Raw genomic sequence first — 22,458 nt, forward strand, 5'->3', positions numbered from 1 at the left:
GCGGAAGGGAGCCGTCCATGAACATTCAGACGACAAACCGGCTGACAGCCGCCGAAACGGCGCTCGTGGAAGCCTATACCGCGCAGGTCGGAGAATTGCCCGGCAATGGCGCCGTGATCGGTGCCCGCGACCGGCTGCTGGACGATCTGAGAAAGGCCGGTCTGCCGACCCGCCGCATCGAATCCTGGCACTACACCGATCTCAAGACGCTGTTGCGCGCAATCCCGGCCGATGAGCAGGCGCCGGTAATCGAAAAGATTGCCGCCCTCGTGGAGGGATCGAAGGTGCTTTCCGTGCGGCAGGGCGATGCCGATGCCAAGGCCGAAGTCGATGGCATCGAAGTCTCGACCTTCAAGGATGCGCTCGCCGAAGGCACCGCTGCTGCCGGCCTGACGGCACTCGACAAGGACGATGCGATCGGCCGGATCAACGGCAGCTTCGTGCGTGATGGTTTCGCCATTGCCGTGCCCGCCGGAACGGAACTTGAGGAGCCGGTGGAACTGCAGGCGCTGCATGGCGCGGGCCAGATCCACACCCGTTTTCCCGCAACCTTCGGCGCCGGCTCCAAGGCAACCGTGATCGAGCGGCATCGCTCGGTTGGGGAAGAGGGCGCGTTCGTCTCGTCCGTCAGCGACCTCACGGTGGAAGACGGTGCCGAGATCACCTGGATCGTCCTGCAGGAGCAGGGTGCTTCCGATACCCATCTCGGCCAGGTGCGCGTCAAGCTCGGCTCCGAGTCCAAGCTGCGGCTCTTCGTCGTCAATGCCGGCGGCAAGCTCGTCCGGCAGGAGCTGCGCATCAACGTTGAAGGTGAAGGCGCCGAGCTGACGCTGCGCGGCGTCAACCTGCTGGGCGCTGAAACGCACACGGACGTAACGCTCGTGCTCGGTCACAACGTGCCGCATACGACGTCCACGGAAACCTTCCGCAACGTCGTCTTCGATCGCGCCCGCGGAGCGTTCCAGGGCATGATCCGGGTCGCGCCCGATGCCCAGAAGACCGACGCCAAGATGGCCTGCAATACGCTGCTGCTGTCAGACGAAGGCGAGTTTTCCGCGAAGCCGGAACTCGAGATCTTCGCCGACGACGTGATCTGCGGCCATGGTGCGACCGTCACCGATATCGACCGCAACCATCTCTACTACATGATGGCGCGCGGGGTTCCGGAGGCGAAGGCCCGCGCCATGCTCGTCAACGCTTTCGTTGCCGAGATCGTCGAGGAACTCGAGGAAGAAAAGCTGGTCGAGGCGCTGGAAGGCGTCATCTCGCATTGGCTTGAAAGGCATGTCTGACATGGACCAGGGTAATCCGGCGGCAATGGCCTACGACGTTGAAGCGGTCCGGCGGGATTTTCCAATCCTGTCGCGCGAGGTTTATGGCAAGCCGCTGGTCTACCTTGATAATGGCGCCTCGGCCCAGAAGCCGCAGGTCGTCATCGACGCGATCGCCAACGCCTATTCGAACGAGTATGCCAACGTGCATCGCGGCCTGCACTTCCTCTCGAATGCCGCGACCGAGGCCTATGAGGGGGCGCGCGAGAAGGTGCGCCGCTTCCTGAACGCCGGTTCCGTGGACGAGATCGTCTTCACGAAATCCTCAACCGAGGCGATCAATACGGTCGCCCATGGCTGGGGCATGCCGAATATCGGTGAAGACGACGAAATCGTCGTCACGATCATGGAGCATCACTCCAATATCGTGCCCTGGCATTTCATCCGCGAGCGGCAGGGCGCCAAACTCGTATGGGTGCCGGTGGACGACGACGGCGCCTTCCACATCGAGGATTTCGAAAAGAGCCTCACGGAAAAGACCAAGCTCGTTGCCATCACCCACATGTCCAATGCGCTCGGCACGATCGTGCCGGTCAAGGAAGTCTGCCGCATTGCCCATGAGCGTGGCATTCCGGTGCTGGTCGACGGCAGCCAGGGCGCGGTGCACATGCCGGTCGATGTTCGCGATATCGATTGCGACTGGTACGTGATGACCGGCCACAAGCTCTACGGCCCGTCCGGTATCGGCGTGCTTTACGGCAAGGTGGACCGGCTGAAACAGATGCGGCCGTTCCAGGGCGGTGGCGAGATGATCTTCGAGGTGAGCGAGGATAACGTTACCTATAACGATCCGCCGCATCGTTTCGAGGCCGGTACGCCGCCGATCGTGCAGGCGATCGGGCTCGGTTATGCGCTGGATTACATGGAGAAGATCGGCCGTGCGGCGATCGCCCGCCACGAGGCCGATCTGACCTCCTATGCGACCGAGCGGCTGCGGGCTATCAACTCGCTGCGCATCTTCGGAAACGCACCGGATAAGGGCGGCATCTTCGCCTTCGAACTCGCCGGCATTCATGCCCATGACGTTTCGATGGTGATAGACCGGAGAGGCATCGCGGTCCGCGCAGGAACCCATTGTGCCCAGCCGCTCTTGAAACGCTTCGGTGTCACCTCCACATGCCGGGCGTCCTTCGGCATGTACAATACCCGCGCCGAGGTGGACGCGCTTGCCGACGCGCTCGACTATGCGCGAAACTTCTTTGCCTGAGGAATTCTGCCATGGCCATGGATGAAACGGTTCCGAAGTGGGATGCCCGCGAGGGGATCATCAAGTCCAGTATCCCGGACGAAGAGATCGCCCGGCTTTCCGACGACATCATCGCGGCGCTGAAGACCGTCTACGATCCGGAAATTCCGGCGGATATTTTCGAACTCGGCCTTATCTACAAGATCGATATCGAAGATGACCGTATGGTGAAAATCGTCATGACGCTGACCGCCCCCGGCTGCCYGGTTGCCGGCGAAATGCCGGGCTGGGTCGAGAATGCGGTGGGTGCCGTGGAAGGCGTGTCCGGCGTCGAGGTGGAAATGACCTTCGATCCGCCGTGGACGCCAGAACGGATGTCCGAGGAAGCGCAGGTAGCGCTTGGCTGGTATTGATCCGTTAGGACACCGGCATTAAATTTGAATCGGAAACACCGGACCTTGAACCCGGCTGTGGAAGGAGAATGGGCCCATGGGCTTTGCAGTGATGACGATGACCGATGCCGCCGCGGCGCGCGTGAAGCAGATCGTCCAGAATTCCGGACCGGATGCCAAGGGCGTTCGCGTCGGGATCAAGAAGGGCGGCTGCGCCGGCATGGAATATACCATCGATCTCGTCACCGAGCCCAGTGCCAAGGACGACTTGATCGAGCGCGAAGGCGCGAAGGTATGGGTCGAACCATCGGCGGTGCTTTATCTCCTCGGCACGCAGATGGATTTCGAAGTCACCAAGATGCGGTCGGGCTTCACCTTCGTCAATCCGAACCAGACCTCGGCCTGCGGCTGCGGCGAGTCCGTCGAACTCAAGCCCGCCGATCTCGCCGCGCTTGCAAAGCAGCGCGAAGCTGAAGCGCGGGTCTGACATCGACTACGGTCGTCATCCTCGGGCTTGTCCCGAGGATATAAGCCATTTCAATATATTAGGCCGCCGCAGATTCTCGGGACAAGCCCGAGAATGACGAAAAACACCCGCCGCACACGCGTGGCGCCGCTCTATTCATGTCGCAACGCCTCGATGGGATTGAGCTGCGCGGCACGGCGAGCGGGAAAATAGCCGAAGATCATGCCGATCGCCGCGGAAAAGGCGAAGGCAAGCACGATGATCGTGGGGCTCGCCACGAAGGGCACGCCGAGGAAGCTGACGACACCATAGGCGAGCGCCAGCCCGGCGATGATTCCAGTTACGCCGCCGAAGATAGACAGCATCACCGCTTCCACGAGGAACTGGGTCAGCACTTGGCCTTCCAGTGCTCCGATCGCAAGCCGGATGCCGATCTCGCGGGTCCGCTCGGTCACCGAAACCAGCATGATGTTCATGATGCCGATGCCGCCCACGAGCAGGCTGACGGCAGCGACCGCGCCGAGAAGGCCGGTGAGCAGGACCGTAGTGCCCGTCATCGCCGCGGCCATCTGGGTCATGTCGTTGACCGAGAAATCATCCTCGCGGCCGATGGCGATGCGCCGCCGTTCCCGCAGCAGGCTTTCGACGTCCGACTGGACCTTGGCGGTGGAGACGCCGTCCTGCGCGGAGAGGATGATGCTGGAGATGGTCGTCGTGCCGCCGATCCGCCGCTGGTGCAGCTTGAGCGGCATGATGATCGTGTCGTCCTGGTCATCTCCCATGCCGGACTGGCCCTTGACGGCGAGCACACCGATGACCGGACATGCGATGTTGCTGACGCGGATGTTCTGGCCGACGGGATTGGCGGCGCCGAAAAGCTCCCGCCGCACCGTTTCCCCGATGAGGCAGGCCGCCTGGCCGCGCTCCTCTGCGGCGAGGAAATTGCGGCCGAGCCCGATCTCCCAATCCTGGGCAATCAGATAGTCGTTGTTGGTGCCGATCACGCTGGTGGAATGATTGCGCCCGCCGGCGATCGCCGTTGCCGTTCCGCGATTGATGGGCGCGACGGCCCGCAATCCGCTCACCTGGTTCCGGATCGCCAGGATGTCCTTGTCGGTGAAACGCTTGGCTTCCGTACTCGCGCGTCCTGGTCCCCATTGACCTGGCCGAACGAAGAGCGTGTTCGTCCCGAGGCGGGAAAGCTCCTGCTGCACCTTGGCGGTCGTGCCGTTGCCGACCGTCACCATGGCGATGACCGCCGCAACGCCGATGACGACGCCGAGCACCGTCAGGAAGGAGCGCAGCATATTGCGGCTGATCGAGCGCCAGGCAAGCTTGGCCGTCTCAAAGAACATGATCGGCCTCCTGCGCCTGCAACTGGTCGGAAGAGAGATGTCCGTCGACGAAGCGCAGCAGCCGCTTGCCATAGGCGGCGATGTCCTCCTCATGGGTGACCATGATGACGGTGATGCCGCGCTCCCGATTCAGTTTCGTGATGAGCTCCATGATCTCGATGCTGGTTTTCGTATCGAGATTGCCTGTGGGTTCGTCGGCCAGCAGGACAGCCGGATCGGTGACGATGGCGCGGGCGATCGCCACGCGCTGCTGCTGGCCGCCGGAGAGCTCCTGTGTCGTGTGTCCCTCGCGGCCTCTCAATCCCACCTGGGCAAGTGCGACAAGCGCCCGCTCGCGGCGTTCGCGCGCATCCATGCCGCGATAGACGAGTGGCAGTTCGACGTTTTCGACGGCCGAGGTGCGGGCGAGCAGGTTGAAGCCCTGGAAGACGAAGCCCAGCATGTGCCGGCGAAGCAATGTCAGTTGAGAGCGGTCGAAACTGCCTGTCGGGATGCCTTGGAAGAGATATTCTCCGGAGGAGGGGACATCGAGCCCGCCGATGATGTTCATCGCCGTCGATTTTCCCGAACCCGACGGCCCCATGATAGCGACGAACTCCCCGCGGGCGATCGACAGGTCGATCCGGTCGAGAGCGCGGATGGTCGCCTCGCCATGGCCGTAGAATTTCGAGACCTGCCTGAATTCGATGAGGGGAGCTTCGGTCATCGCCTTCCTCAGCCCGCGCGGATGGCCGCATCGGTTATCAGGAGATCGCCTTCCTTCAATTCGCCCGAGCGCAGAACCGTGAACTGCCCGTCCGTCGCGCCGGCCTCGACCGCCACACGTTGAGGAGCGCCGTTGCGCAGCACCCAGACGGCGCGGCCGTTGCCGGCTGCCCCTTCCGCATTGGCTCCCCGGTTGCCGCGGCGCGGCGGCGCAAACAGCCGGGTCAGGAAATTGCCGCGACCGCGGGCGTTCGTCGCGGGCGGGGAAAAACGCAACGCCGCATTCGGAATGAGCAAGGCGTCTGAAACCTCCTCGACCACGATGTCAGCCGTCGCGGTCATTCCCGGCCGCAGCAGGAGGTCGGCATTGTCGACGGTGAGGATCGCCTTGTAGGTGACCACGTTGGAAACGGTTTCCGAGGCGAAGCGCACAGCCTCTATGGAAGCCGGGAAATTGCGTTCGGGATAGGCGTCGACCGAAAACGTCGCCTTCTGGCCCTCGCGCACCTGACCGACATCGGCCTCGTCGACCGCGACTTGCAGTTCCATCTGGCGCAGATCGCCTGCGATGGTGAAAAGCACCGGCGCGTTGAGCGAGGAGGCGACCGTCTGGCCGGGCTCGACATCGCGGGTCAGCACGATGCCGTCGATCGGCGATATGATCTTGAGCTTGGAGAGGTTCACTTCCGCGAGGCGAAGGTTCGCTTCGGCCGAGAGAACCGATGCCTCGTTGACCGCCTTCGTAGCGAGCGCCGCATCATGGGCGAAGCGCGCGGCATCCAATTCCTGCTGAGTGGAAACCCGGTTGCTGACGAGACCTGAAAGGCGATCGAGCGTGGTCTTCGCAGATGCGGCCTCGGCTTCGGCCTTCAGCACGTTCGCCTTTGCGGAGGCGAGTTGGGCTCGCGCGCTCTGGACGTCGGCCTCCTGCTTGTTGGTGTCCAGCTCGGCCAGCACGTCGCCCGCCTTCACACCGCTGTTATAGCTGACGTTGACTTTCCGCACGGTGCCGGAAAGCTCGCTGGAAATATCGATCTGGTCCGTCGGCTGCACCGATCCGGTAGCCGTTACGATGACGGAGAGATCACCGCGGTTCACCGGCTGGGTGGTGTAGTCATAGCGCGGCCCGTTGCCGCCAAAAAAGAAATAGGCCGCAGCGCCGCCACCGGCGGCGAGCGCCAGAACAAGAAGCCAGAGACCGAGGCGCGAACGCGAGCGGCGGTTGCCCGAAGCCGCAAGAACGGCGGCGAGGTCCGCGCTCTTGTCCGCCTTGCTGGCCGCATCGATATTCTTCTGCACGTTCACGTCTATGACCCTCGTTGAGACCCGATCTAGATAAGTGCAGGCACACCGAAGCCAAGGGAAAAGCGTGTGATTCGATCTTCTACCGGCGGCTGCATCCGGTTTCCAATGCCATGGGAAACGGCGCAAACCTAGTGAATAATCGGTAATGCGGCGGTGCGGCAGAACGGTCCGCGCCATTGTTTCCACCGCGAGCGAGAGTGTTGATGAGCCGGCCGAAACTACGTCATCTTCCGTATATTCATCCCTCTATTTGCTGATTGAGCACCACTTGAGACTGTAATCTACTGACTTAGACTTCCGCCCGTTGTTGCCCGAGTCGGAGAAGAGGATGGCATCTGAAGCCGGAAACGACCAGAACGGTCCCGTGAGCGGGCATGCCTACGAAGAGCCCGGTATCTTTACCTGGGATCTGTCCATCGATGCGGTCTATTGCGATAGCGCGGTCGCCCGCTACTTCGACCTGGACGAGCGGGACGCAGCGCATGGCCTGCCGCTCGGCATGTTCATGGATCGAATGCACGAGGATGATCGCAAGAGGGTGGCGCATGCGATTCGCGAGGCGGTGATAACCGGCGAACCTTATCGCGAGGAATTTCGCACGGTCCATCGCGACGGTTCGGTGATGAATGTCCTGGCCTTCGGGCGCTGCTTTCGCAATCAGATGGGGGAGCCTGCTCATTATGCCGGTGTATTGTGCCCCTTGCCGGTAATGACGGCGGTTCCGCAGGAACTGACATGGCGTTGCATGGCTGCCTACGAACTCGCCGTACATGAAGGAAACGAAGAAGTCGCCGCTAAGCTCCTCGAGGCGTTGCGGGTGCTCGGCGCTCCGGAACTTAGCCTTGTTCAGGTCTAATCCCCGCTCGATCTTCATCGATTGCGCGGTGGGACGCCGAATCGTTCCGGCAGGAACGCCGTTTCGACAGAGGAGCCGGCAAGCCGATCCGTCTTCTCGGTCGTGACCGGTCCCGGAGGCCGCAACAAGGCAAGCGCAATGACGACACCTGCCGCAAAAGCGATAGCCAGGGTGAGAAATCCGTTCTTCGTGCTCATGACGAATACTCCCTTGCGGTCGAAAAACGCGGCGGGGTGCTTCGGGGTTTCTGTTCGAGGGGGTGCTTGGCGGTTCTGCTATTTTCTTGAGCGCAGGGTCCAGTAGCCGATAGCCCCGCAAAGCAATACAATAATCCCCGCCATCGCTATGAGCGGAATGTTTCCTTCAAACATTTCTCTAACCTTGTCAGCCCGATACGGCATTGGGGTCGGCCGGCGTCAGGACGAAAAACCAGACTGCGGCGATCGCCAGTGCGATCACGAAAATGATCGCGACGAACTTCATCATGTTGAAGCCGGCCGTTCGATCGGTGTCTTTCAATCGCTTTTCTCGCTCGTCCATGACTGAAGAACCGCGCCGGCGCTTCGAGGTTCCCTCGGAACATGCGATCCCTTGAACGGTTCGCCCAGGTAGGAGGTGAACATGAGTCACGATCCGGATCGGACCAGATATGATAGCGACGAGAGACCGGAGCTCCGCCGTCGCTCCCGGTGGGGCGCCTGGATCGCCGTCATTCTGACTGCGCTGGTGGGGCTGGTGATATGGGCACAGGTCGGTGAGGAAGGACGTGATTCGACCCGTCAATCGACCACGACATCCCCTCCGGACGCGAACGAGCCGGCTCCCGCCGGATCATCGACGCCTCCCATCAATCCGTCGACGCCGGGCGGATGAGGAGGCCACAACTGCGTCGTCATTTAGGCGGGGAATTGGTCGAAAAATGGTGAGAGCGCAGGGATTCGAACCCTGGACCTACTGATTAAAAGTCAGTTGCTCTACCAACTGAGCTACGCTCTCACGCCGGGTGCGCTATGGTGCGTCCCCGAAAGTGCGCGGAACATATGCAGACGACCCTTTGCGGTCAACCCGGAAAAACAGCAAAAATGCGGCTTGTTGCCGCTTTTGCCCGCTCGCGCGAAAAGGTGATTGGCATTCGCGGCTTGCGTTGTTTAGGAGGGCGGGCATCAGAACCTTCAAGGTTCGCCGTTCGGAGCAAGACGTGTCGATTGCCGAAATATCCCTGCTGAGCGCGCTTCTGGCGGGCGCACTGTCTTTCCTTTCTCCCTGCGTTCTGCCGCTCGTGCCGCCTTATCTCTGCTATATGGCGGGCATTTCGGTCGATCAGTTCCGTGGCGGCCAAACGCAGGTCGCGGCTGCCGCCACACGCCGCGCGGTACTGACTTCGGCGCTTTTCTTCACGCTCGGATTCGCCACCGTCTTTGTCGCGCTCGGGGCAGGTGCGTCATCCATCGGCGTGCTTCTGCGCCAGCATCTCGATCTCCTGTCGAAGATCGGCGGCGTCATCATCATCGTCATGGGCCTCAATTTCCTCGGAGTGTTCCGAATCGGTCTTCTGGCCCGCGAAGCGCGGTTCCAGGGTTCGGGCAGGCCGGCGAGCCTGTCCGGTGCCTATGTCATGGGCCTCGCCTTCGCTTTCGGCTGGACGCCCTGTATCGGCCCGGTGCTTGGAGCGATCCTCGGCGTGGCCGCCTCTCGCGACACGGTGGGCGAGGGGGCGACGCTGCTCGCCATCTATTCCCTCGGGCTTGCGGTGCCATTCTGGATTGCGGCGGGCTTTTCCGGCGCGTTCATGCGTTTCCTCACCCGTTTCCGCCATCATCTCGGAACGGTGGAAAAGATCATGGGCGTCTTCCTGATACTGACCGGCCTCGCTTTCATCTTCGGTTTCGTCAGTTCCGTCGCGATCTGGTTCCAGCAGACCTTTCCAATCCTGATGCAAATCGGCTAACGGAAGTTCTTCCGAACACACCGTGGTCCTCACGGAAGGAACCGATGGCCGCTATCATAGCCCTTCTGCTGCCCTTCTTCGGGCTGATCCTCATCGGCTATATCGCAGCCAGGATCACCAGGCAGCCCGCCGAGGCACTCGGCTGGATGAACACGTTCATCATCTATGCGGCCCTGCCGGCGCTGTTCTTCAAGCTTGTCTCGCGAACCCCGATCGAGGATCTGGCGCGGATCGATTTCATCGCCACGGACATCGCGGCGACCTATCTCGTCTATGCCGTCCTGTTCCTGATCGCCTGGTTGCGGCGCAATTCCTTCGGTGATTCCACGATCCAAGCCTTCGCTGGCGCCTATGGCAATATCGGCTATATGGGGCCGGGGCTGGCTCTGCTCGCCTTCGGGGAGGCGGCGGCCGTTCCGGTCGCGCTGATCGTCTGTTTCGAAAACGCCATGCACTTCATCGTTGCCCCGGCGATGATGGCCGTTGCCGGTGGCGACAAGCGCCCGCCCACGCAGGTCGCCTTCGAGGTTGTGCGCAAGGTGGCGCTTCACCCGTTCATTCTGTCCACGGCGCTGGGTTTTCTCGTGGCGGCTTCCGGGCTTGAGCCGCCGCTCGCATTCCAGCGGCTGGTGGATTATCTCGCTCAAGCTGCAGCACCCTGTGCGCTCTTCGCCATGGGCGTCACGCTGGCGCTTCGGCCTCTGAAACGCGTGCCGGTAGAGATCGGTTATCTCTCGCTTGTGAAACTCGTTCTCCTGCCCGCCACCGTCTACCTGGTCTTATCGGCGGCAGGGAGTTTCGATCCCGTTTGGGTCTATTCGGCTGTGCTACTCGCGGGTTTGCCGACGGCCACCAACGTCTTCGTCATCAGCCAGCAATACGGCATCTGGCAGGAGCGAGCCTCGGCGACCGTGCTGATCACGACTGCACTTTCGGTCCTGACGCTACCCGTACTGCTCTATCTGATCACCGGCGGTTTCCTACCGCCGGACCTCTTTCCGTAGGGTATCGAAAATGGCCCGGAAGCCCCCGCCGGGTTCGAGCCCCTCGCGCATCAGCAGGTTGCGGAAGGGCGGCGCGCTGTTGAGGATGTGAAGACCGGCAGCGCGCACCATTTGCGTGGGCAGGAAATCGCTGAGCAGCGACCGGTTGAGGAGATCCACGCCGAAGGTGCGGCTCATGATGTCCGCCCGGCGGCGGCGATTGAAACGGTCGCCCGCATCGGTGGGGATCGGCCGGTCTGCGGCGATGGTAAGCAGTTCCGAAAGCGTGATGACGTCGCGTAGCGAGAGGTTGAGGCCCTGCGCACCGATCGGCGGAAAGGCGTGCGCGGCTTCGCCGACCAGCGCCATCCGGTCCTTGCCGAAGCGGTCGGCCATCAGGCTCGACAGCGGCCAGGTCTGGGCGCCGGGCTCCACGGTGACCTTGCCGAGCATCGACTGCATGCGCGCCTCGACCTCTCGCGACAATTCCTCGATCGGCAAGGCCATCAGCTGCTCGGCTTCCTCCGGCTTCACGACCCAGACGAGGCTGGAGCGCAGGCCCGGGAGCGGCACCTGCGTGAAGGGGCCGGTCTCGGTATGGAATTCCGTCGAGACATTGCCGTGCGGCAGCGTATGAGAGAAGTTCAACACGACCGCGGACTGGCGATAGGACCAGCGGCGCGCACCAATCCCGATACTTTCCCTGACCTTGGAATTGCGCCCATCCGCTCCGATCACGAATGCGGCCGCTATCGTTTCGCCATTGGCAAGCGACAGCGTTGCGCGCTCGGGAGAGTGGTCAAGCACGGTGACGCTGGTGTCCAGACGGGTGATATTTGCTTCGGCGGCAACCGCCGCCTGAAGCGTCTCCAGGAGGACGCGGTTGGGAATGTTGTAGCCGAAGGCGTAAAGCCCGACATCGGCGGAACGGAACTGGGCCGTCGGCGCCCGCAAGAGGCGGCTCGTGGCGTCGATGATCTGCATGACGGAGAGGGGGGCGGCGAGCGGCGCTATTCTTTCCCAAAGGCCGAGCCGTTCGAGCAGGCGGATCGATTGGTCCATCAACGCGGTTGTACGCTCGTCGGTTTTTTCCGCCGCCGGCGCGACCAAGGCGACCTTGCGCCCGCCGCGGGCGAGCGCCAGCGCCGCTATCGAACCGGCAAGTCCTCCGCCCACGACTGCGATCTCGAAATCCTGCATGTCCTTCATCCCGTTCGACCCGTCGCGCGACCTGCGCGATGGGAATTCGCTTCTCCGCTATCTAGAGCCTGAAGCCGGCCATATCCATGGGACAAGTCGGCACGCCCGTGGAAAAACCGCCAATTTGCTGTGGTGGAACCGAGTGTTACGGGCGCTGACCGTTGCAAAGCGCCCTGATTGGCCGCATACCTCGGACAATCGAGGAAAGGCGGGGCTGACGCGTGATCAGACGAATCTTCAATTACCGGAACGTGCCCTATGCCGAAATCCGGGCATTCAGCGTCCATCTGCTGACCGCATCGGGATCGTTCCTCGCCTTCCTCGGCGTGGTTGCCGCGGCCGAACGGCGTTTCGTGGATATGTTCTGGTGGCTGGGACTGGCGCTGCTCGTCGATGGGATCGATGGGCCGATCGCCCGCAAGGTGCGGGTCAAGGAGGTCCTGCCGAACTGGTCCGGCGATACGCTCGACAACATCATCGACTACGTCACCTATGTGCTGCTGCCGGCCTTTGCGCTCTATCAGAGCGGCATGATCGGCGAGCCCTGGTCCTTCGTGGCGGCCGGCATGATCGTCGTGTCGAGCGCGATCTACTATGCGGACACGGGAATGAAGACGGACGAATACTTCTTCTCCGGTTTTCCGGTCGTCTGGAACATGGTGGTCTTCACCCTCTTCGTGATCCAGGCGAGCGCTGTGACGGCGATGGTCGTGGTTTCCATATCCGTCGTGCTGACCTTCCTGCCGATCAATTTCCTGCATCCGGTGCGGGTCAAACGGTTGAGAATATTGAACCTCGGCGTCTTCCTCCTGTGGTGTGCCATGGGCGGCTATTCGCTGCTTCTGCATTTTGACTCGCCGCCCTGGCTGGTTCTCGGCGTCGTCGTGACGGGCATCTATCTCTACTGCATCGGCGCGGTGCTGCAGCTCTTTCCGAAGCTCGGTGGATAATCGAAGGTTTCTCCGGGAAGTCTTTCTTTGGAGTTGTGCGTAGCAACAAAAACGTTATCAATGGAACGTCCGGATTGAAGGGCCGGGCGGCGTTCAAAACAATGCGCTTCGTATCGACCAAAGCCTCGAAGAAGGCGGGAACGGAGCGAACGAGGGGGTTCAGTGACTGTATCCGAAGGTCCGGCGGCTGTTCCGCTCTTGTCGGTGCGGGGATTGACCAAGCTTTTCGGTAATTTTGCCGCTTGCGACGCGATAGAATTGGACGTCGCGGCCGGTGAAATTCACGCCCTGCTTGGGGAAAACGGCGCCGGCAAGTCCACTCTCGTGAAGATGCTGTTCGGCGTGCTCGAGCCGACAGCCGGCCAGATCCTCTGGAACGGGGCGCCTGTTACGATCAGGTCTCCGGGCGAGGCGCGCCGCCTCGGCATCGGAATGGTATTCCAGCATTTCTCGCTGTTCGAAGCCCTGACGGTCGCGGAGAATATCGCGCTGTCGCTCGATCCGAGGATCTCCCTTTCGAAGATTTCCGACGAGGCAGCCTCTCTTTCCAAGGCTTACGGCCTGCCGCTCGATCCGAAGGCGCATGTGGCGGACCTTTCCGTCGGCGAGCGCCAGCGCATCGAGATCGTGCGGGCGCTTCTGCAGAATCCGAGTCTCATCATTTTGGACGAACCCACCTCGGTGCTGACGCCGCAGGAGGCCGATCGGCTGTTCGAGACGCTTTTCAAGCTCAAGGCGGAAGGCCGATCGGTCCTCTATATCAGCCATCGGCTGGAGGAGGTGCGCCGCATCTGCGACCGCGCCACCGTCCTGCGCCACGGCAAGGTGAGGGGAGCCTGCGACCCGAAGCAGGAGACGCCGGCCTCGCTTGCCCGCATGATGGTCGGCTCCGACGTGGCGGAGGTGCATCGCGACGAAACCGCGAAGCTGGGCGATGTGCAGATCGAAATGGATAGCCTTTCCGTCGCTGCGCGCACGCCCTTTGCCGTGTCGCTGAAGAACATCTCCATGAAGGTTCGCGCCGGCGAGATCCTGGCGATCGCAGGTGTCGCGGGAAACGGCCAGGGCGAGCTTTTCGATGTGCTTTCCGGTGAATATCCGGTAGCGGACGACAACGCGATCCGGCTGCGGGGCAGGCCGGTAGGGCGGCTTGGCATCAACGGTCGCAGATTGCTAGGTGCCGGCTTCGTGCCCGAGGAACGGCATGGCCATGCGGCGGTCGCCGCCATGCCGCTTTCCGACAATCTGCTGCTTGCCCGCAGCCAGTCGGACAAGCGGGCTTTTCTGACTGGCGGCGGCATGTCGATCATCCGTCAAGATGCCGTCCGTTCCGCCACGCGGCGCATCTGCGAGGCCATGGATGTTCGCAAGAGCGGCGAGGACCCGCAGGCCGGTTCTCTTTCCGGCGGCAATCTGCAGAAATTCATCGTCGGACGCGAGCTCGATCGCCAGCCGGCTGTGCTGGTCGTCAACCAGCCGACCTGGGGCGTGGATGCCGGTGCCGCAAGCCATATCCGCCAGGCCTTGATCGATCTCGCCAAGGCGGGCTCCGCCGTCGTCGTCATCAGCCAGGATCTGGATGAGATTTTCGAGGTGGCGACCAGCATCGCCGTCATTTCCGAAGGCAGGCTGTCCAAATCGTATCCGGCCGGGGAGCTGACGCTGGAGCGCATCGGGTTGATGATGGGCGGCATTCACGAAAGCCATTCTATTCCGGAGACCGCTCATGCGCATTGAGCTCGAGAAGCGCCCGCGCGTATCCGGCCTGTTTTCGGTAGTATCGCCGCTGCTCGCGCTCGCATTGACGCTGGCGTTTGGCGCACTCATGTTCAGCCTCCTCGGCAAAGACCCCATGGATGCGCTTTACAGCTTCTTCGTAGAGCCGCTGCTGGAAGTCTGGTCGCTGCATGAACTCGCGATCAAGGCCGCGCCATTGATCCTGATTGCAGTCGGCCTTTCGGTCTGCTTTCGCTCCAACAACTGGAATATCGGCGCCGAAGGCCAGTTCACCATGGGCGCCATTGCCGGCTCGATCCTGCCGGTCATGAATCCCGAATGGCATTCGCCGATGATCCTGCCGCTGATGCTCGTCATGGGCATGATCGGCGGCGCGCTCTATGCCGGCATTCCGGCCCTTCTCAAGACGCGCTTCAACACCAATGAGATCCTGACGAGCCTGATGCTCGTTTATATCGCCCAGCTCTATCTGGACTGGCTGACGCGCGGGCCGTGGCGCGATCCGCAGGGCTACAACTTCCCGCAGACCAAGGCTTTCGTCACCGAAGCGGTGCTTCCGGAAATCCTTGCCTCCGGCCGGGCGCATTGGGCCTTCATTTTCGCGATCCTCGCGGCGATCGCCGTCTGGTTCATGATGCGCTTCATGCTGAAGGGCTTTGAGGTTTCGGTGCTCGGCCAATCGGAGCGGGCAGGGCGCTTTGCGGGTTTTTCCGCGAGACGCATGGTCTGGTTCTCCATGCTGCTGTCGGGCGCGCTTGCCGGCCTTGCGGGGATTTCGGAAGTCTCCGGCTCTATCGGCCATCTGCAGCCGATCATCTCGCCGGGCTACGGTTTCACCGCTATCATCGTCGCCTTCCTCGGCCGCCTGAACCCGCTCGGCATCATCGCCGCCGGCCTGGTGCTGGCGCTCACCTATCTCGGAGGCGAGGCGGCGCAGCTTTCGATCGGCATTTCCGATAAGGTGGCCCGCGTCTTCCAGGGGTTGCTGCTCTTCTTCGTGCTCTCCTGCGACACGCTCATCCACTATCGCATCCGGTTGATATTCGCTGGAGCCAAGCCGGAGGCGAGGGGCTGACATGTTCGAAGCGATCCTCCTGACGGTCATCACCGCATCCACCCCCCTGGTCGTCGCAGCGCTCGGCGAGCTGGTGGCGGAGCGTTCCGGCGTCCTGAACCTCGGGGTCGAGGGCATGATGATCATGGGCGCCGTTTTCGCCTTCGCCGCCACCCGGTACACCGGCTCGCCCTATATCGGCATCCTGGCCGGGATTGCCGGCGGAGCGCTGTTTTCCCTGCTTTTCGGCTTCCTGACGCTGACGCTCGTTGCCAATCAGGTCGCAACGGGCCTTGCGCTCACCATATTGGGGCTCGGGCTTTCCGGACAGATCGGCGAGAGCTTCGTCGGCCAGCCCGGCATCAAGCTGCAGCCGATCTCAATCCCGCTCCTTTCGGAAATTCCCTTCTTCGGAAAGGTACTCTTCAACCAGGACCTGATCTTCTATCTTTCGGTTGCCCTGATTGTCGGCATCCACTGGTTTCTGTTCCGCAGCCGTACGGGCCTCAAGTTGCGTGCAATCGGCGACAATCACGGCTCCGCCCATGCGCTCGGCATCCATGTCGTCCGCATGCGCTATCTCGCGGTCATGTTCGGGGGCGCCTGCGCAGGTCTGGCGGGCGCGCAGCTTTCGCTCGTCTACACGCCGCAATGGGTGGAGAACATGTCCGCCGGCCGTGGCTGGATTGCGCTTGCTCTTGTCGTGTTCGCGTCCTGGAGGCCGCGGAGGGTTTTGGCCGGCGGCTATCTCTTCGGAGCCGTCACGATCGGGCAATTGCACGCCCAGGCTTTCGGCATCGGCGTGCCTACCCAGCTCCTCTCCGCACTTCCTTATGCGGCTACTATTGTCGTGCTGATCATCATCTCGCATAATCGCCGCACGACGCTCATCAATACGCCGGCTTCGCTCGGGAAACCATTCGTTCCCGACCGGTGACCGCGGTGGAAAACAATCCGTCTTCACGCCAATAGAGGTTAGAAATGAAGAAACTGATTATCGCCCTTGCCGCTTCGGCAGCCCTGTTGGGCGGGCTTGCGACCGGCGCGTCCGCACAGGACAAGACCAAGGTTTGTTTCATCTACGTCGGTTCGAAGACGGATGGCGGCTGGACGCAGGCTCACGATATCGGCCGCCAGGAGCTGCAGAAGGCGCTCGGCGAAAAGATCGAGACGCCATTCCTGGAAAGCGTGCCGGAAGGTCCGGATGCGGAGCGCGCGATCGAGCGCATGGCCCGTTCCGGCTGCGCGCTGATCTTCACCACCTCGTTCGGCTTCATGGATGCGACGATCAAGGTCGCCGAAAAATTCCCGGATATCAAGTTCGAGCATGCCACCGGCTTCAAGGCCGCGCCGAACGTCGCGACCTACAATTCCCGCTTCTATGAAGGTCGCTATATCCAGGGCCAGATCGCCGCGAAGATGTCGAAAAAGGGCCTCGCCGGCTACATCGCGTCCTTCCCGATCCCGGAAGTGGTGATGGGCATCAATGCCTTCGAACTCGGCGCGAAGTCCATCAATCCCGATTTCAAGCTGAAGGTCGTCTGGGCCAACACCTGGTTCGATCCCGGCAAAGAAGCCGATGCCGCCAAGGCCCTGATCGACCAGGGCGTCGATATCCTGACCCAGCATACCGACACGACGGCGCCGATGCAGGTTGCCGCCGAGCGCGGCATCCTCGCCTTCGGCCAGGCGTCCGACATGATCGCCGCCGGTCCGAAGACGCAGCTCACCGCGATCGTCGATACCTGGGGCGCCTATTACATCAAGCGCACCAACGCGCTGCTCGACGGCACCTGGAAATCCGAGCAGATATGGGACGGCCTCAAGGACGGCATCCTGACCATGGCGCCCTATACCAACATGCCGGATGACGTGAAGGCAATGGCTGAAGAGACCGAAGCCAAGATCAAGTCGGGTGAGCTGCACCCCTTCACCGGCCCGATCAACAAGCAGGACGGTTCGGCCTGGCTCGCTGCCGGCGAAAAGCCGGAGGATGGCGTGCTGCTCGGCATGAACTTCTACGTCGAAGGCGTGGACGACAAGCTCCCGCAGTAGTGCCGGGCTCATGTCCCCTTGAGGGGAGGGTGAGATGAAGGGCGCCTTCGGGCGCCCTTTTTGTTTCTTCGGGATACAAGCTGTTTATCGCCCTTCAACCGTCTTGCTGCTAAAAGCCCGCAAAATGGATTGAATCGGAGAACCCTGATGAGCCGCTCCTGCCTTGCCGTGATCCTCGCCGCCGGCGACAGCACCCGCATGAAGTCCTCCATGTCGAAGGTGCTGCACCCGATCGCCGGTCGGCCGATGATCGCGCACGTGATGGCGGCGGTGGCCTCCGCGGGCATGACGGATGCGGCGCTCGTGGTCGGGCGCGATGCCGATGCTGTCGCCAAAGCCGGCGCCGTCGAGAACGTCACGGTGGAGGCTTTTCTGCAGACCGAGCGCCTCGGAACCGGCCATGCCGTGCTCGCGGCGAAGGAGGCGATCGCGCGTGGCTATGATGATGTCCTCGTCGCCTATGGCGACGTGCCTCTGATTACCTCGGCACCCTTTCTGGCGGCGCGGCAGAAGCTCGCCGAGGGGGCGGACGTGGTGGTGATCGGCTTTCATACCGATAAACCGACCGGTTACGGCCGCCTGCTTGTCGAAAACGGTGAGCTTGTCGCGATCCGGGAGGAAAAGGATGCGACCGATGAGGAGCGCAAGGTCACCTGGTGCAATAGCGGGCTGATGGCGATCGACGGACGCAAGGCGCTCTCGCTTCTCGAAAAGATCGGCAACGACAACGCCAAGGGCGAATATTATCTGACTGATATCGTCGAGATAGCCCGCGAGGCCGGCGGCAAGGTCGTCGCGGTGGATGCGCCGGAGGCCGAACTGACCGGCTGCAACAACCGCGCCGAACTCGCCCAGATCGAAAAGCTTTGGCAGGAGCGGCGCCGCCACGAATTGATGCTTGCGGGTGTTACGATGATCGCGCCGGAAACCGTTTTCCTCGCCTACGACACCGAGATCGGCCAGGACGCGCTGATCGAGCCGAATGTCGTCTTCGGACCGGGGGTCACGATCGAGGGTGGCGCCGTCGTTCACGCCTTCTCGCACCTGGAAGGCGCGCATGTGAGCGCTGGCGCGACAGTCGGGCCTTTCGCGCGGCTGCGTCCTGGCGCGCATCTTGCAGCAGATTCGAAGGTTGGCAATTTCTGCGAGGTGAAGAAGGCCGAGATCGGCGAAGGCGCCAAGGTCAACCACCTGACCTATATCGGCGATTCCTTCGTGGGCGCGCATTCGAACATCGGTGCCGGCACCATCACATGCAACTACGATGGCGTGAACAAGCATGTGACCCGCATAGGCGCGAATGCCTTCATCGGTTCGAACTCCGCTCTCGTCGCGCCGGTCTCTATCGGTGATGGAGCCTATGTGGCCTCCGGCAGCGTCATCACCGCCGATGTTCCCGCCGACGCTCTTGCGCTCGGTCGAGCGCGGCAGGAGGTGAAGCCGGAGCGCGCAAAAGCCATTCGCGAGCGGGCGCTTGCCTTCAAGGCTGCGAAGAAGGCGAAAGCCTAGCTCGTAATTCCGGCGTAGAGGATGATCGTCAGATAGAGCACGAACGCCGCGACGCCGAGGCCGATGATGAACAGCACGAGGCCGCGACCTGCTTGCCTTTTCACGGCCTTTTCTGCCGGGGGATCGCTCGGTTGAACGATGGGGTCGTTGTCCTGATTGGTCATGGTCCTCGACCGGTTGCGTCACGCTCGTAATAACCGCATGGGACGCCGGTGGTTCCCTGAATGCAATGTCACCGGGCAGTGATGTTTCGGCTGAAAGGTGGCGTTAAAGCGTTCGCGTTACTTTCATACATCGAAAGTGACCGCTGGGCGGATTGCGCAAAGCGGGCAATCCGCTAGGAATTCGCCCGGTTCAACCAAACGGAGAGATTGTTCATGTGCGGGATTGTCGGGATCGTCGGAAGGGAAGCGGTGGCGGGGCGGCTCGTCGATGCGCTTCGGCGGCTCGAATATCGCGGCTATGATTCCGCCGGCGTCGCGACGATCCACGGCGGCAGGATGGACCGGCGCCGCGCCGAGGGTAAGCTGTTCAACCTGGAAAAGCTGCTTGATGCCGAGCCGCTGCCGGGCAGGATCGGCATCGCCCATACCCGCTGGGCCACCCATGGCGTGCCGAACGAGACCAATGCTCATCCGCATTTCGTAGAGGGTGTGGCCGTCGTCCATAACGGCATCATCGAGAACTTCTCCGAGCTGAAGGATGAACTGCTTTCCGAAGGCGCGGTCTTCGAGAGCCAGACCGATACGGAAGTGGTTGCCCATCTCCTCGCCAAATATCTGCGTCAGGGTCTCGACCGCCGCGCGGCGATGCTTGCCATGCTGAACCGCGTCGCCGGCGCCTATGCGCTGGTGGTGATGTTCGAGAACGATCCGGGCACGATCATGGCCGCCCGTTTCGGGCCTCCGCTGGCGATCGGCCACGGGCAGGGCGAAATGTTCCTCGGCTCGGATGCCATCGCGCTTTCGCCCTTCACCAACGAGATCACCTACCTGGTCGATGGCGACTGCGCCATCATGACCGCAGGGGGCGTCGAGATCGTCGATTATTCCGGCAAGCCCGTGCAGCGGCGCAGCCAGATTTCCCAGGCTTCCGCCTTCATGGTGGACAAGGGCAACCACCGGCACTTCATGGAGAAGGAAATCTATGAGCAGCCGGAGATCATCTCGCACGCACTCAGCCACTATATCGACTTCGCCGCCAATACGGTGAAGGCAAACGACACGGCGATCGACTTCGGCAAGCTCTCCGGCCTTGCGATCTCCGCTTGCGGCACAGCCTACCTTTCCGGTCTCATCGGCAAATACTGGTTTGAGCGGTATGCACGCTTGCCGGTCGAGATCGATGTCGCCTCCGAGTTTCGCTACCGCGAATTGCCGCTCTCGCCCTCGCAGGCGGCTCTCTTCATCTCGCAGTCCGGGGAAACCGCAGATACGCTTGCCTCGCTGCGCTACTGCAAGCAGGAAGGGCTGAAGATCGGCGCGATCGTAAATGTTCGGGAATCCACGATCGCCCGCGAATCCGACGCTATCTTCCCGATCCTGGCAGGGCCGGAAATCGGCGTCGCTTCCACCAAGGCCTTCACCTGCCAGCTCGCTGTGCTGGCCGCACTCGCGGTCGGCGCCGGCCGCGCGCGCGGAACGGTATCGGCCGAGCAGGAAACGGCAATGGTCCGGCATCTCGCCGAGATGCCGCGTATCATGAGCCGGGTATTGAACGAGGTTCAGCCGCAGATCGAAACGCTCTCGCGCGATCTCTCCCGCTTCAAGGATGTACTCTATCTCGGCCGCGGCACCAGCTATCCGCTGGCGCTTGAAGGCGCGCTGAAGCTCAAGGAAATCTCCTATATTCACGCCGAAGGCTATGCTGCGGGCGAGCTGAAGCACGGGCCTATCGCGCTCATCGATGAGAACATGCCGGTGATCGTTATCGCCCCGCATGATCGCTTCTTCGAGAAGACGGTCTCGAACATGCAGGAAGTGGCCGCACGCGGCGGCAGGATCATCTTCATCACCGACGAGAAGGGCGCTGCCGCCTCCAAGCTGCCGACCATGGCGACGATCACGCTGCCGAATGTGGACGAGATCATCGCGCCGATGATCTTCTCGCTGCCCATTCAGCTGCTCGCCTATCACACGGCCGTCTTCATGGGGACCGACGTCGACCAGCCGCGCAACCTTGCCAAGTCGGTGACGGTGGAATGATTATCCGGCCGGAAAATCTCGGCGATGAGGCCGCGATCCATTCGGTGACGGAACTGGCCTTCTCCGGCCATCCGCACAGCGACGGAAGCGAGCCGCTGATCGTCGATCGGCTGCGCAAAGCCGGCGCCCTGGTTCTCTCCCTGGTCGCGGACGAGGGTGGGGAAATCCTTGGCCATGTTGCCTTTTCCCGGGTGGAAATCTCCGACGGCGTGATGGATTGGTATGGCATGGGCCCGGTTTCCGTCCACCCGCAACGGCAAGGCGAGGGGATCGGCAGCGCATTGATCCGGAAAGGCCTGGAGGAGCTTCGCGCGATCGGTGCCGCGGGTTGCGTGGTGGCCGGCGATCCCGCGTATTACGGCCGCTTCGGTTTCACGCGGAATGACGATCTCGTATTGCCCGATTTTCCGCCCGACTATTTCATGGCGCTGGCCTTGCATGGGCCGATGGCATCCGGCATTGTCGCCTATCATAAGGCCTTTTATGACGACATAGCATGACATGACGGAACGCGGATGAACGACAGTCCGGAAAGAATTTCGCTGGCCGGGCGCATCCGGAATAATTTCCTGGCAGGGCTCATCATCTGCGCGCCGCTTGCCATCACCATATGGCTGACTTTCGCGCTGATCGACTGGGCCGATAGCTGGGTCACACCCTATATTCCGCAGCGCTACGACCCCCAATATTACTTCAACATCACCATTCCCGGCACGGGCCTGCTGATCGCGGTGGTGTTCATCACCATTATCGGCTTTCTCGGCAAGAACCTGATCGGCCGCTCGATCGTCAATTTCGGCGAATCCCTGCTGCACCGGATGCCGCTCGTCCGGACGATCTACAAGAGCCTGAAGCAGATCTTCGAGACCGTGCTGAAGGAGCAGTCTACCTCTTTCAAGAAGGTCGGGCTGATCGAGTTTCCGAGCCCCGGCACCTGGGCGTTGGTTTTCATAGCCGGCAATGCGCAAGGCGAGGTGGCCGCGCGCCTTAATGAGCAAGGCGAGGAGATGATGGCCGTGTTCTTGGCGCCGACGCCGGTTCCGACTGCCGGATTCCTGATGTTCGTGCCGAAGAGCAAGATCATCATGCTCGACATGACGCCGGAGGAGGGGGCGAAGCTCCTGATCTCCGGAGGTCTGATCGCACCGGAATACAAGCCCAGGAAATCAGATACCGTCGCGCTTCCAGCCGCACCGCCCGCGGAGCCCTCCCGCTCCTGACG

At 62.0% G+C, this 22,458-nt stretch carries 24 protein-coding genes and 1 tRNA gene; 17 read left to right on the forward strand and 8 right to left on the reverse strand.

Annotation, left to right across the window (positions count from 1 at the left end; all coding sequences use genetic code 11):
* The first annotated feature begins 17 nt into the window (after positions 1 to 17).
* The 4 genes from sufD (at position 18) to sufA (ending at position 3,396) form a co-directional block, all read left to right on the forward strand.
* On the forward strand, positions 18 to 1,292 hold the full coding sequence (gene sufD, locus LCM4573_RS13160) for a Fe-S cluster assembly protein SufD (protein ID WP_071006749.1): 1,275 nt from the start codon (positions 18 to 20) through the stop codon (positions 1,290 to 1,292).
* Position 1,293: 1 nt separating this feature from the next.
* Positions 1,294 to 2,538, forward strand: coding sequence for a cysteine desulfurase (locus LCM4573_RS13165; RefSeq protein ID WP_071006751.1), 1,245 nt, complete (start codon positions 1,294 to 1,296; stop codon positions 2,536 to 2,538).
* A gap of 11 nt (positions 2,539 to 2,549) precedes the next feature.
* Positions 2,550 to 2,930, forward strand: coding sequence for an SUF system Fe-S cluster assembly protein (locus LCM4573_RS13170; RefSeq protein WP_071006752.1), 381 nt, complete (start codon positions 2,550 to 2,552; stop codon positions 2,928 to 2,930).
* A gap of 76 nt (positions 2,931 to 3,006) precedes the next feature.
* Positions 3,007 to 3,396: a Fe-S cluster assembly scaffold SufA gene (gene sufA, locus LCM4573_RS13175; RefSeq protein WP_071006753.1), complete on the forward strand. Its 390-nt coding sequence runs from the start codon at positions 3,007 to 3,009 to the stop codon at positions 3,394 to 3,396.
* A 131-nt stretch (positions 3,397 to 3,527) separates the two neighbouring features.
* Here sufA and LCM4573_RS13180 read toward each other — a convergent pair whose 3' ends face one another.
* Genes LCM4573_RS13180 through LCM4573_RS13190 form a run of 3 tightly spaced genes read right to left on the reverse strand, consistent with a single transcriptional unit; the run spans position 3,528 to position 6,740 of the window.
* Positions 3,528 to 4,730, reverse strand: a complete 1,203-nt coding sequence (locus LCM4573_RS13180; RefSeq protein ID WP_071006755.1) for an ABC transporter permease — start codon at positions 4,728 to 4,730, stop codon at positions 3,528 to 3,530.
* Positions 4,720 to 5,436 (reverse strand): ABC transporter ATP-binding protein, encoded by a 717-nt coding sequence (locus LCM4573_RS13185; protein ID WP_071006757.1) that lies wholly within the window; start codon positions 5,434 to 5,436, stop codon positions 4,720 to 4,722. Before LCM4573_RS13185 ends, LCM4573_RS13180 begins: the two co-directional genes overlap by 11 nt.
* 8 nt (positions 5,437 to 5,444) lie before the next feature.
* Positions 5,445 to 6,740, reverse strand: a complete 1,296-nt coding sequence (locus LCM4573_RS13190) for an efflux RND transporter periplasmic adaptor subunit (protein ID WP_407071732.1) — start codon at positions 6,738 to 6,740, stop codon at positions 5,445 to 5,447.
* Between the two features lie 328 nt (positions 6,741 to 7,068).
* On the opposite strand from LCM4573_RS13190, the gene LCM4573_RS13195 reads away from it, so the two are divergent.
* Positions 7,069 to 7,596: a PAS domain-containing protein gene (locus LCM4573_RS13195; protein WP_071006760.1), complete on the forward strand. Its 528-nt coding sequence runs from the start codon at positions 7,069 to 7,071 to the stop codon at positions 7,594 to 7,596.
* Positions 7,597 to 7,610: 14 nt separating this feature from the next.
* Here LCM4573_RS13195 and LCM4573_RS13200 read toward each other — a convergent pair whose 3' ends face one another.
* Positions 7,611 to 7,793 carry a hypothetical protein gene (locus tag LCM4573_RS13200; RefSeq protein WP_071006761.1) on the reverse strand — a complete coding sequence of 61 codons (183 nt, stop codon included), beginning with the start codon at positions 7,791 to 7,793 and terminating at the stop codon, positions 7,611 to 7,613.
* A gap of 187 nt (positions 7,794 to 7,980) precedes the next feature.
* Complete coding sequence (locus tag LCM4573_RS28780) at positions 7,981 to 8,115, reverse strand: hypothetical protein (protein WP_274534853.1); 135 nt, start codon at positions 8,113 to 8,115, stop codon at positions 7,981 to 7,983.
* 102 nt (positions 8,116 to 8,217) lie between these two features.
* Between LCM4573_RS28780 and LCM4573_RS27920 the strand changes: the two genes are divergently transcribed.
* Entirely contained in the window at positions 8,218 to 8,469 is a 252-nt protein-coding gene (locus LCM4573_RS27920) for a hypothetical protein (RefSeq protein WP_131818963.1), read from the forward strand.
* Between the two features lie 47 nt (positions 8,470 to 8,516).
* Here the strand turns inward: LCM4573_RS27920 and LCM4573_RS13205 are convergent.
* A tRNA-Lys gene (locus LCM4573_RS13205) sits at positions 8,517 to 8,592 on the reverse strand.
* A gap of 202 nt (positions 8,593 to 8,794) precedes the next feature.
* On the opposite strand from LCM4573_RS13205, the gene LCM4573_RS13210 reads away from it, so the two are divergent.
* On the forward strand, positions 8,795 to 9,544 hold the full coding sequence (locus LCM4573_RS13210; RefSeq protein ID WP_071006762.1) for a cytochrome c biogenesis CcdA family protein: 750 nt from the start codon (positions 8,795 to 8,797) through the stop codon (positions 9,542 to 9,544).
* Positions 9,545 to 9,588: 44 nt separating this feature from the next.
* Positions 9,589 to 10,548: an AEC family transporter gene (locus LCM4573_RS13215; protein WP_071006763.1), complete on the forward strand. Its 960-nt coding sequence runs from the start codon at positions 9,589 to 9,591 to the stop codon at positions 10,546 to 10,548.
* On the opposite strand, the gene LCM4573_RS13220 is transcribed toward LCM4573_RS13215, so the two are convergent.
* A complete protein-coding gene (locus LCM4573_RS13220; protein WP_071006765.1) occupies positions 10,525 to 11,727 on the reverse strand; it encodes a UbiH/UbiF family hydroxylase in 1,203 nt (400 codons plus the stop codon). The genes LCM4573_RS13215 and LCM4573_RS13220 overlap by 24 nt on opposite strands.
* Positions 11,728 to 11,948: 221 nt before the next feature.
* On the opposite strand from LCM4573_RS13220, the gene pcsA reads away from it, so the two are divergent.
* From pcsA to glmU, 6 genes are all read left to right on the forward strand, one after another.
* Complete coding sequence (gene pcsA, locus LCM4573_RS13225) at positions 11,949 to 12,677, forward strand: phosphatidylcholine synthase (protein ID WP_198539719.1); 729 nt, start codon at positions 11,949 to 11,951, stop codon at positions 12,675 to 12,677.
* A 162-nt stretch (positions 12,678 to 12,839) separates the two neighbouring features.
* Positions 12,840 to 14,414 carry an ABC transporter ATP-binding protein gene (locus LCM4573_RS13230; protein ID WP_071006766.1) on the forward strand — a complete coding sequence of 525 codons (1,575 nt, stop codon included), beginning with the start codon at positions 12,840 to 12,842 and terminating at the stop codon, positions 14,412 to 14,414.
* Entirely contained in the window at positions 14,404 to 15,489 is a 1,086-nt protein-coding gene (locus LCM4573_RS13235; RefSeq protein WP_071006767.1) for an ABC transporter permease, read from the forward strand. Before LCM4573_RS13230 ends, LCM4573_RS13235 begins: the two co-directional genes overlap by 11 nt.
* Position 15,490: 1 nt before the next feature.
* Positions 15,491 to 16,405, forward strand: coding sequence for an ABC transporter permease (locus tag LCM4573_RS13240; RefSeq protein ID WP_071006768.1), 915 nt, complete (start codon positions 15,491 to 15,493; stop codon positions 16,403 to 16,405).
* 44 nt (positions 16,406 to 16,449) lie between these two features.
* On the forward strand, positions 16,450 to 17,523 hold the full coding sequence (locus tag LCM4573_RS13245) for a BMP family ABC transporter substrate-binding protein (RefSeq protein WP_071006769.1): 1,074 nt from the start codon (positions 16,450 to 16,452) through the stop codon (positions 17,521 to 17,523).
* A 147-nt stretch (positions 17,524 to 17,670) separates the two neighbouring features.
* Entirely contained in the window at positions 17,671 to 19,032 is a 1,362-nt protein-coding gene (gene glmU, locus LCM4573_RS13250; RefSeq protein ID WP_071006771.1) for a bifunctional UDP-N-acetylglucosamine diphosphorylase/glucosamine-1-phosphate N-acetyltransferase GlmU, read from the forward strand.
* On the opposite strand, the gene LCM4573_RS28080 is transcribed toward glmU, so the two are convergent.
* The gene (locus LCM4573_RS28080; RefSeq protein ID WP_157895504.1) at positions 19,029 to 19,196 is read right to left on the reverse strand and encodes a hypothetical protein; all 168 of its coding nucleotides are present in this window, start codon (positions 19,194 to 19,196) and stop codon (positions 19,029 to 19,031) included. The two genes, glmU and LCM4573_RS28080, sit on opposite strands and share 4 nt — an antisense overlap.
* A gap of 213 nt (positions 19,197 to 19,409) precedes the next feature.
* Here LCM4573_RS28080 and glmS point away from each other — a divergent pair, with 213 nt between their 5' ends.
* The 3 genes from glmS to LCM4573_RS13265 are packed head-to-tail and all read left to right on the forward strand — an operon-like array spanning position 19,410 to position 22,456.
* Positions 19,410 to 21,236, forward strand: a complete 1,827-nt coding sequence (gene glmS / locus LCM4573_RS13255) for a glutamine--fructose-6-phosphate transaminase (isomerizing) (RefSeq protein ID WP_071006773.1) — start codon at positions 19,410 to 19,412, stop codon at positions 21,234 to 21,236.
* Positions 21,233 to 21,736 carry a GNAT family N-acetyltransferase gene (locus LCM4573_RS13260; protein ID WP_071006775.1) on the forward strand — a complete coding sequence of 168 codons (504 nt, stop codon included), beginning with the start codon at positions 21,233 to 21,235 and terminating at the stop codon, positions 21,734 to 21,736. Before glmS ends, LCM4573_RS13260 begins: the two co-directional genes overlap by 4 nt.
* Before the next feature lie 15 nt (positions 21,737 to 21,751).
* Positions 21,752 to 22,456, forward strand: coding sequence for a DUF502 domain-containing protein (locus LCM4573_RS13265; RefSeq protein WP_071006777.1), 705 nt, complete (start codon positions 21,752 to 21,754; stop codon positions 22,454 to 22,456).
* Positions 22,457 to 22,458 lie beyond the last annotated feature (2 nt).

It is taken from the genome of Rhizobium sp. LCM 4573, from assembly GCF_001854865.1.
Classification (GTDB): domain Bacteria; phylum Pseudomonadota; class Alphaproteobacteria; order Rhizobiales; family Rhizobiaceae; genus Neorhizobium.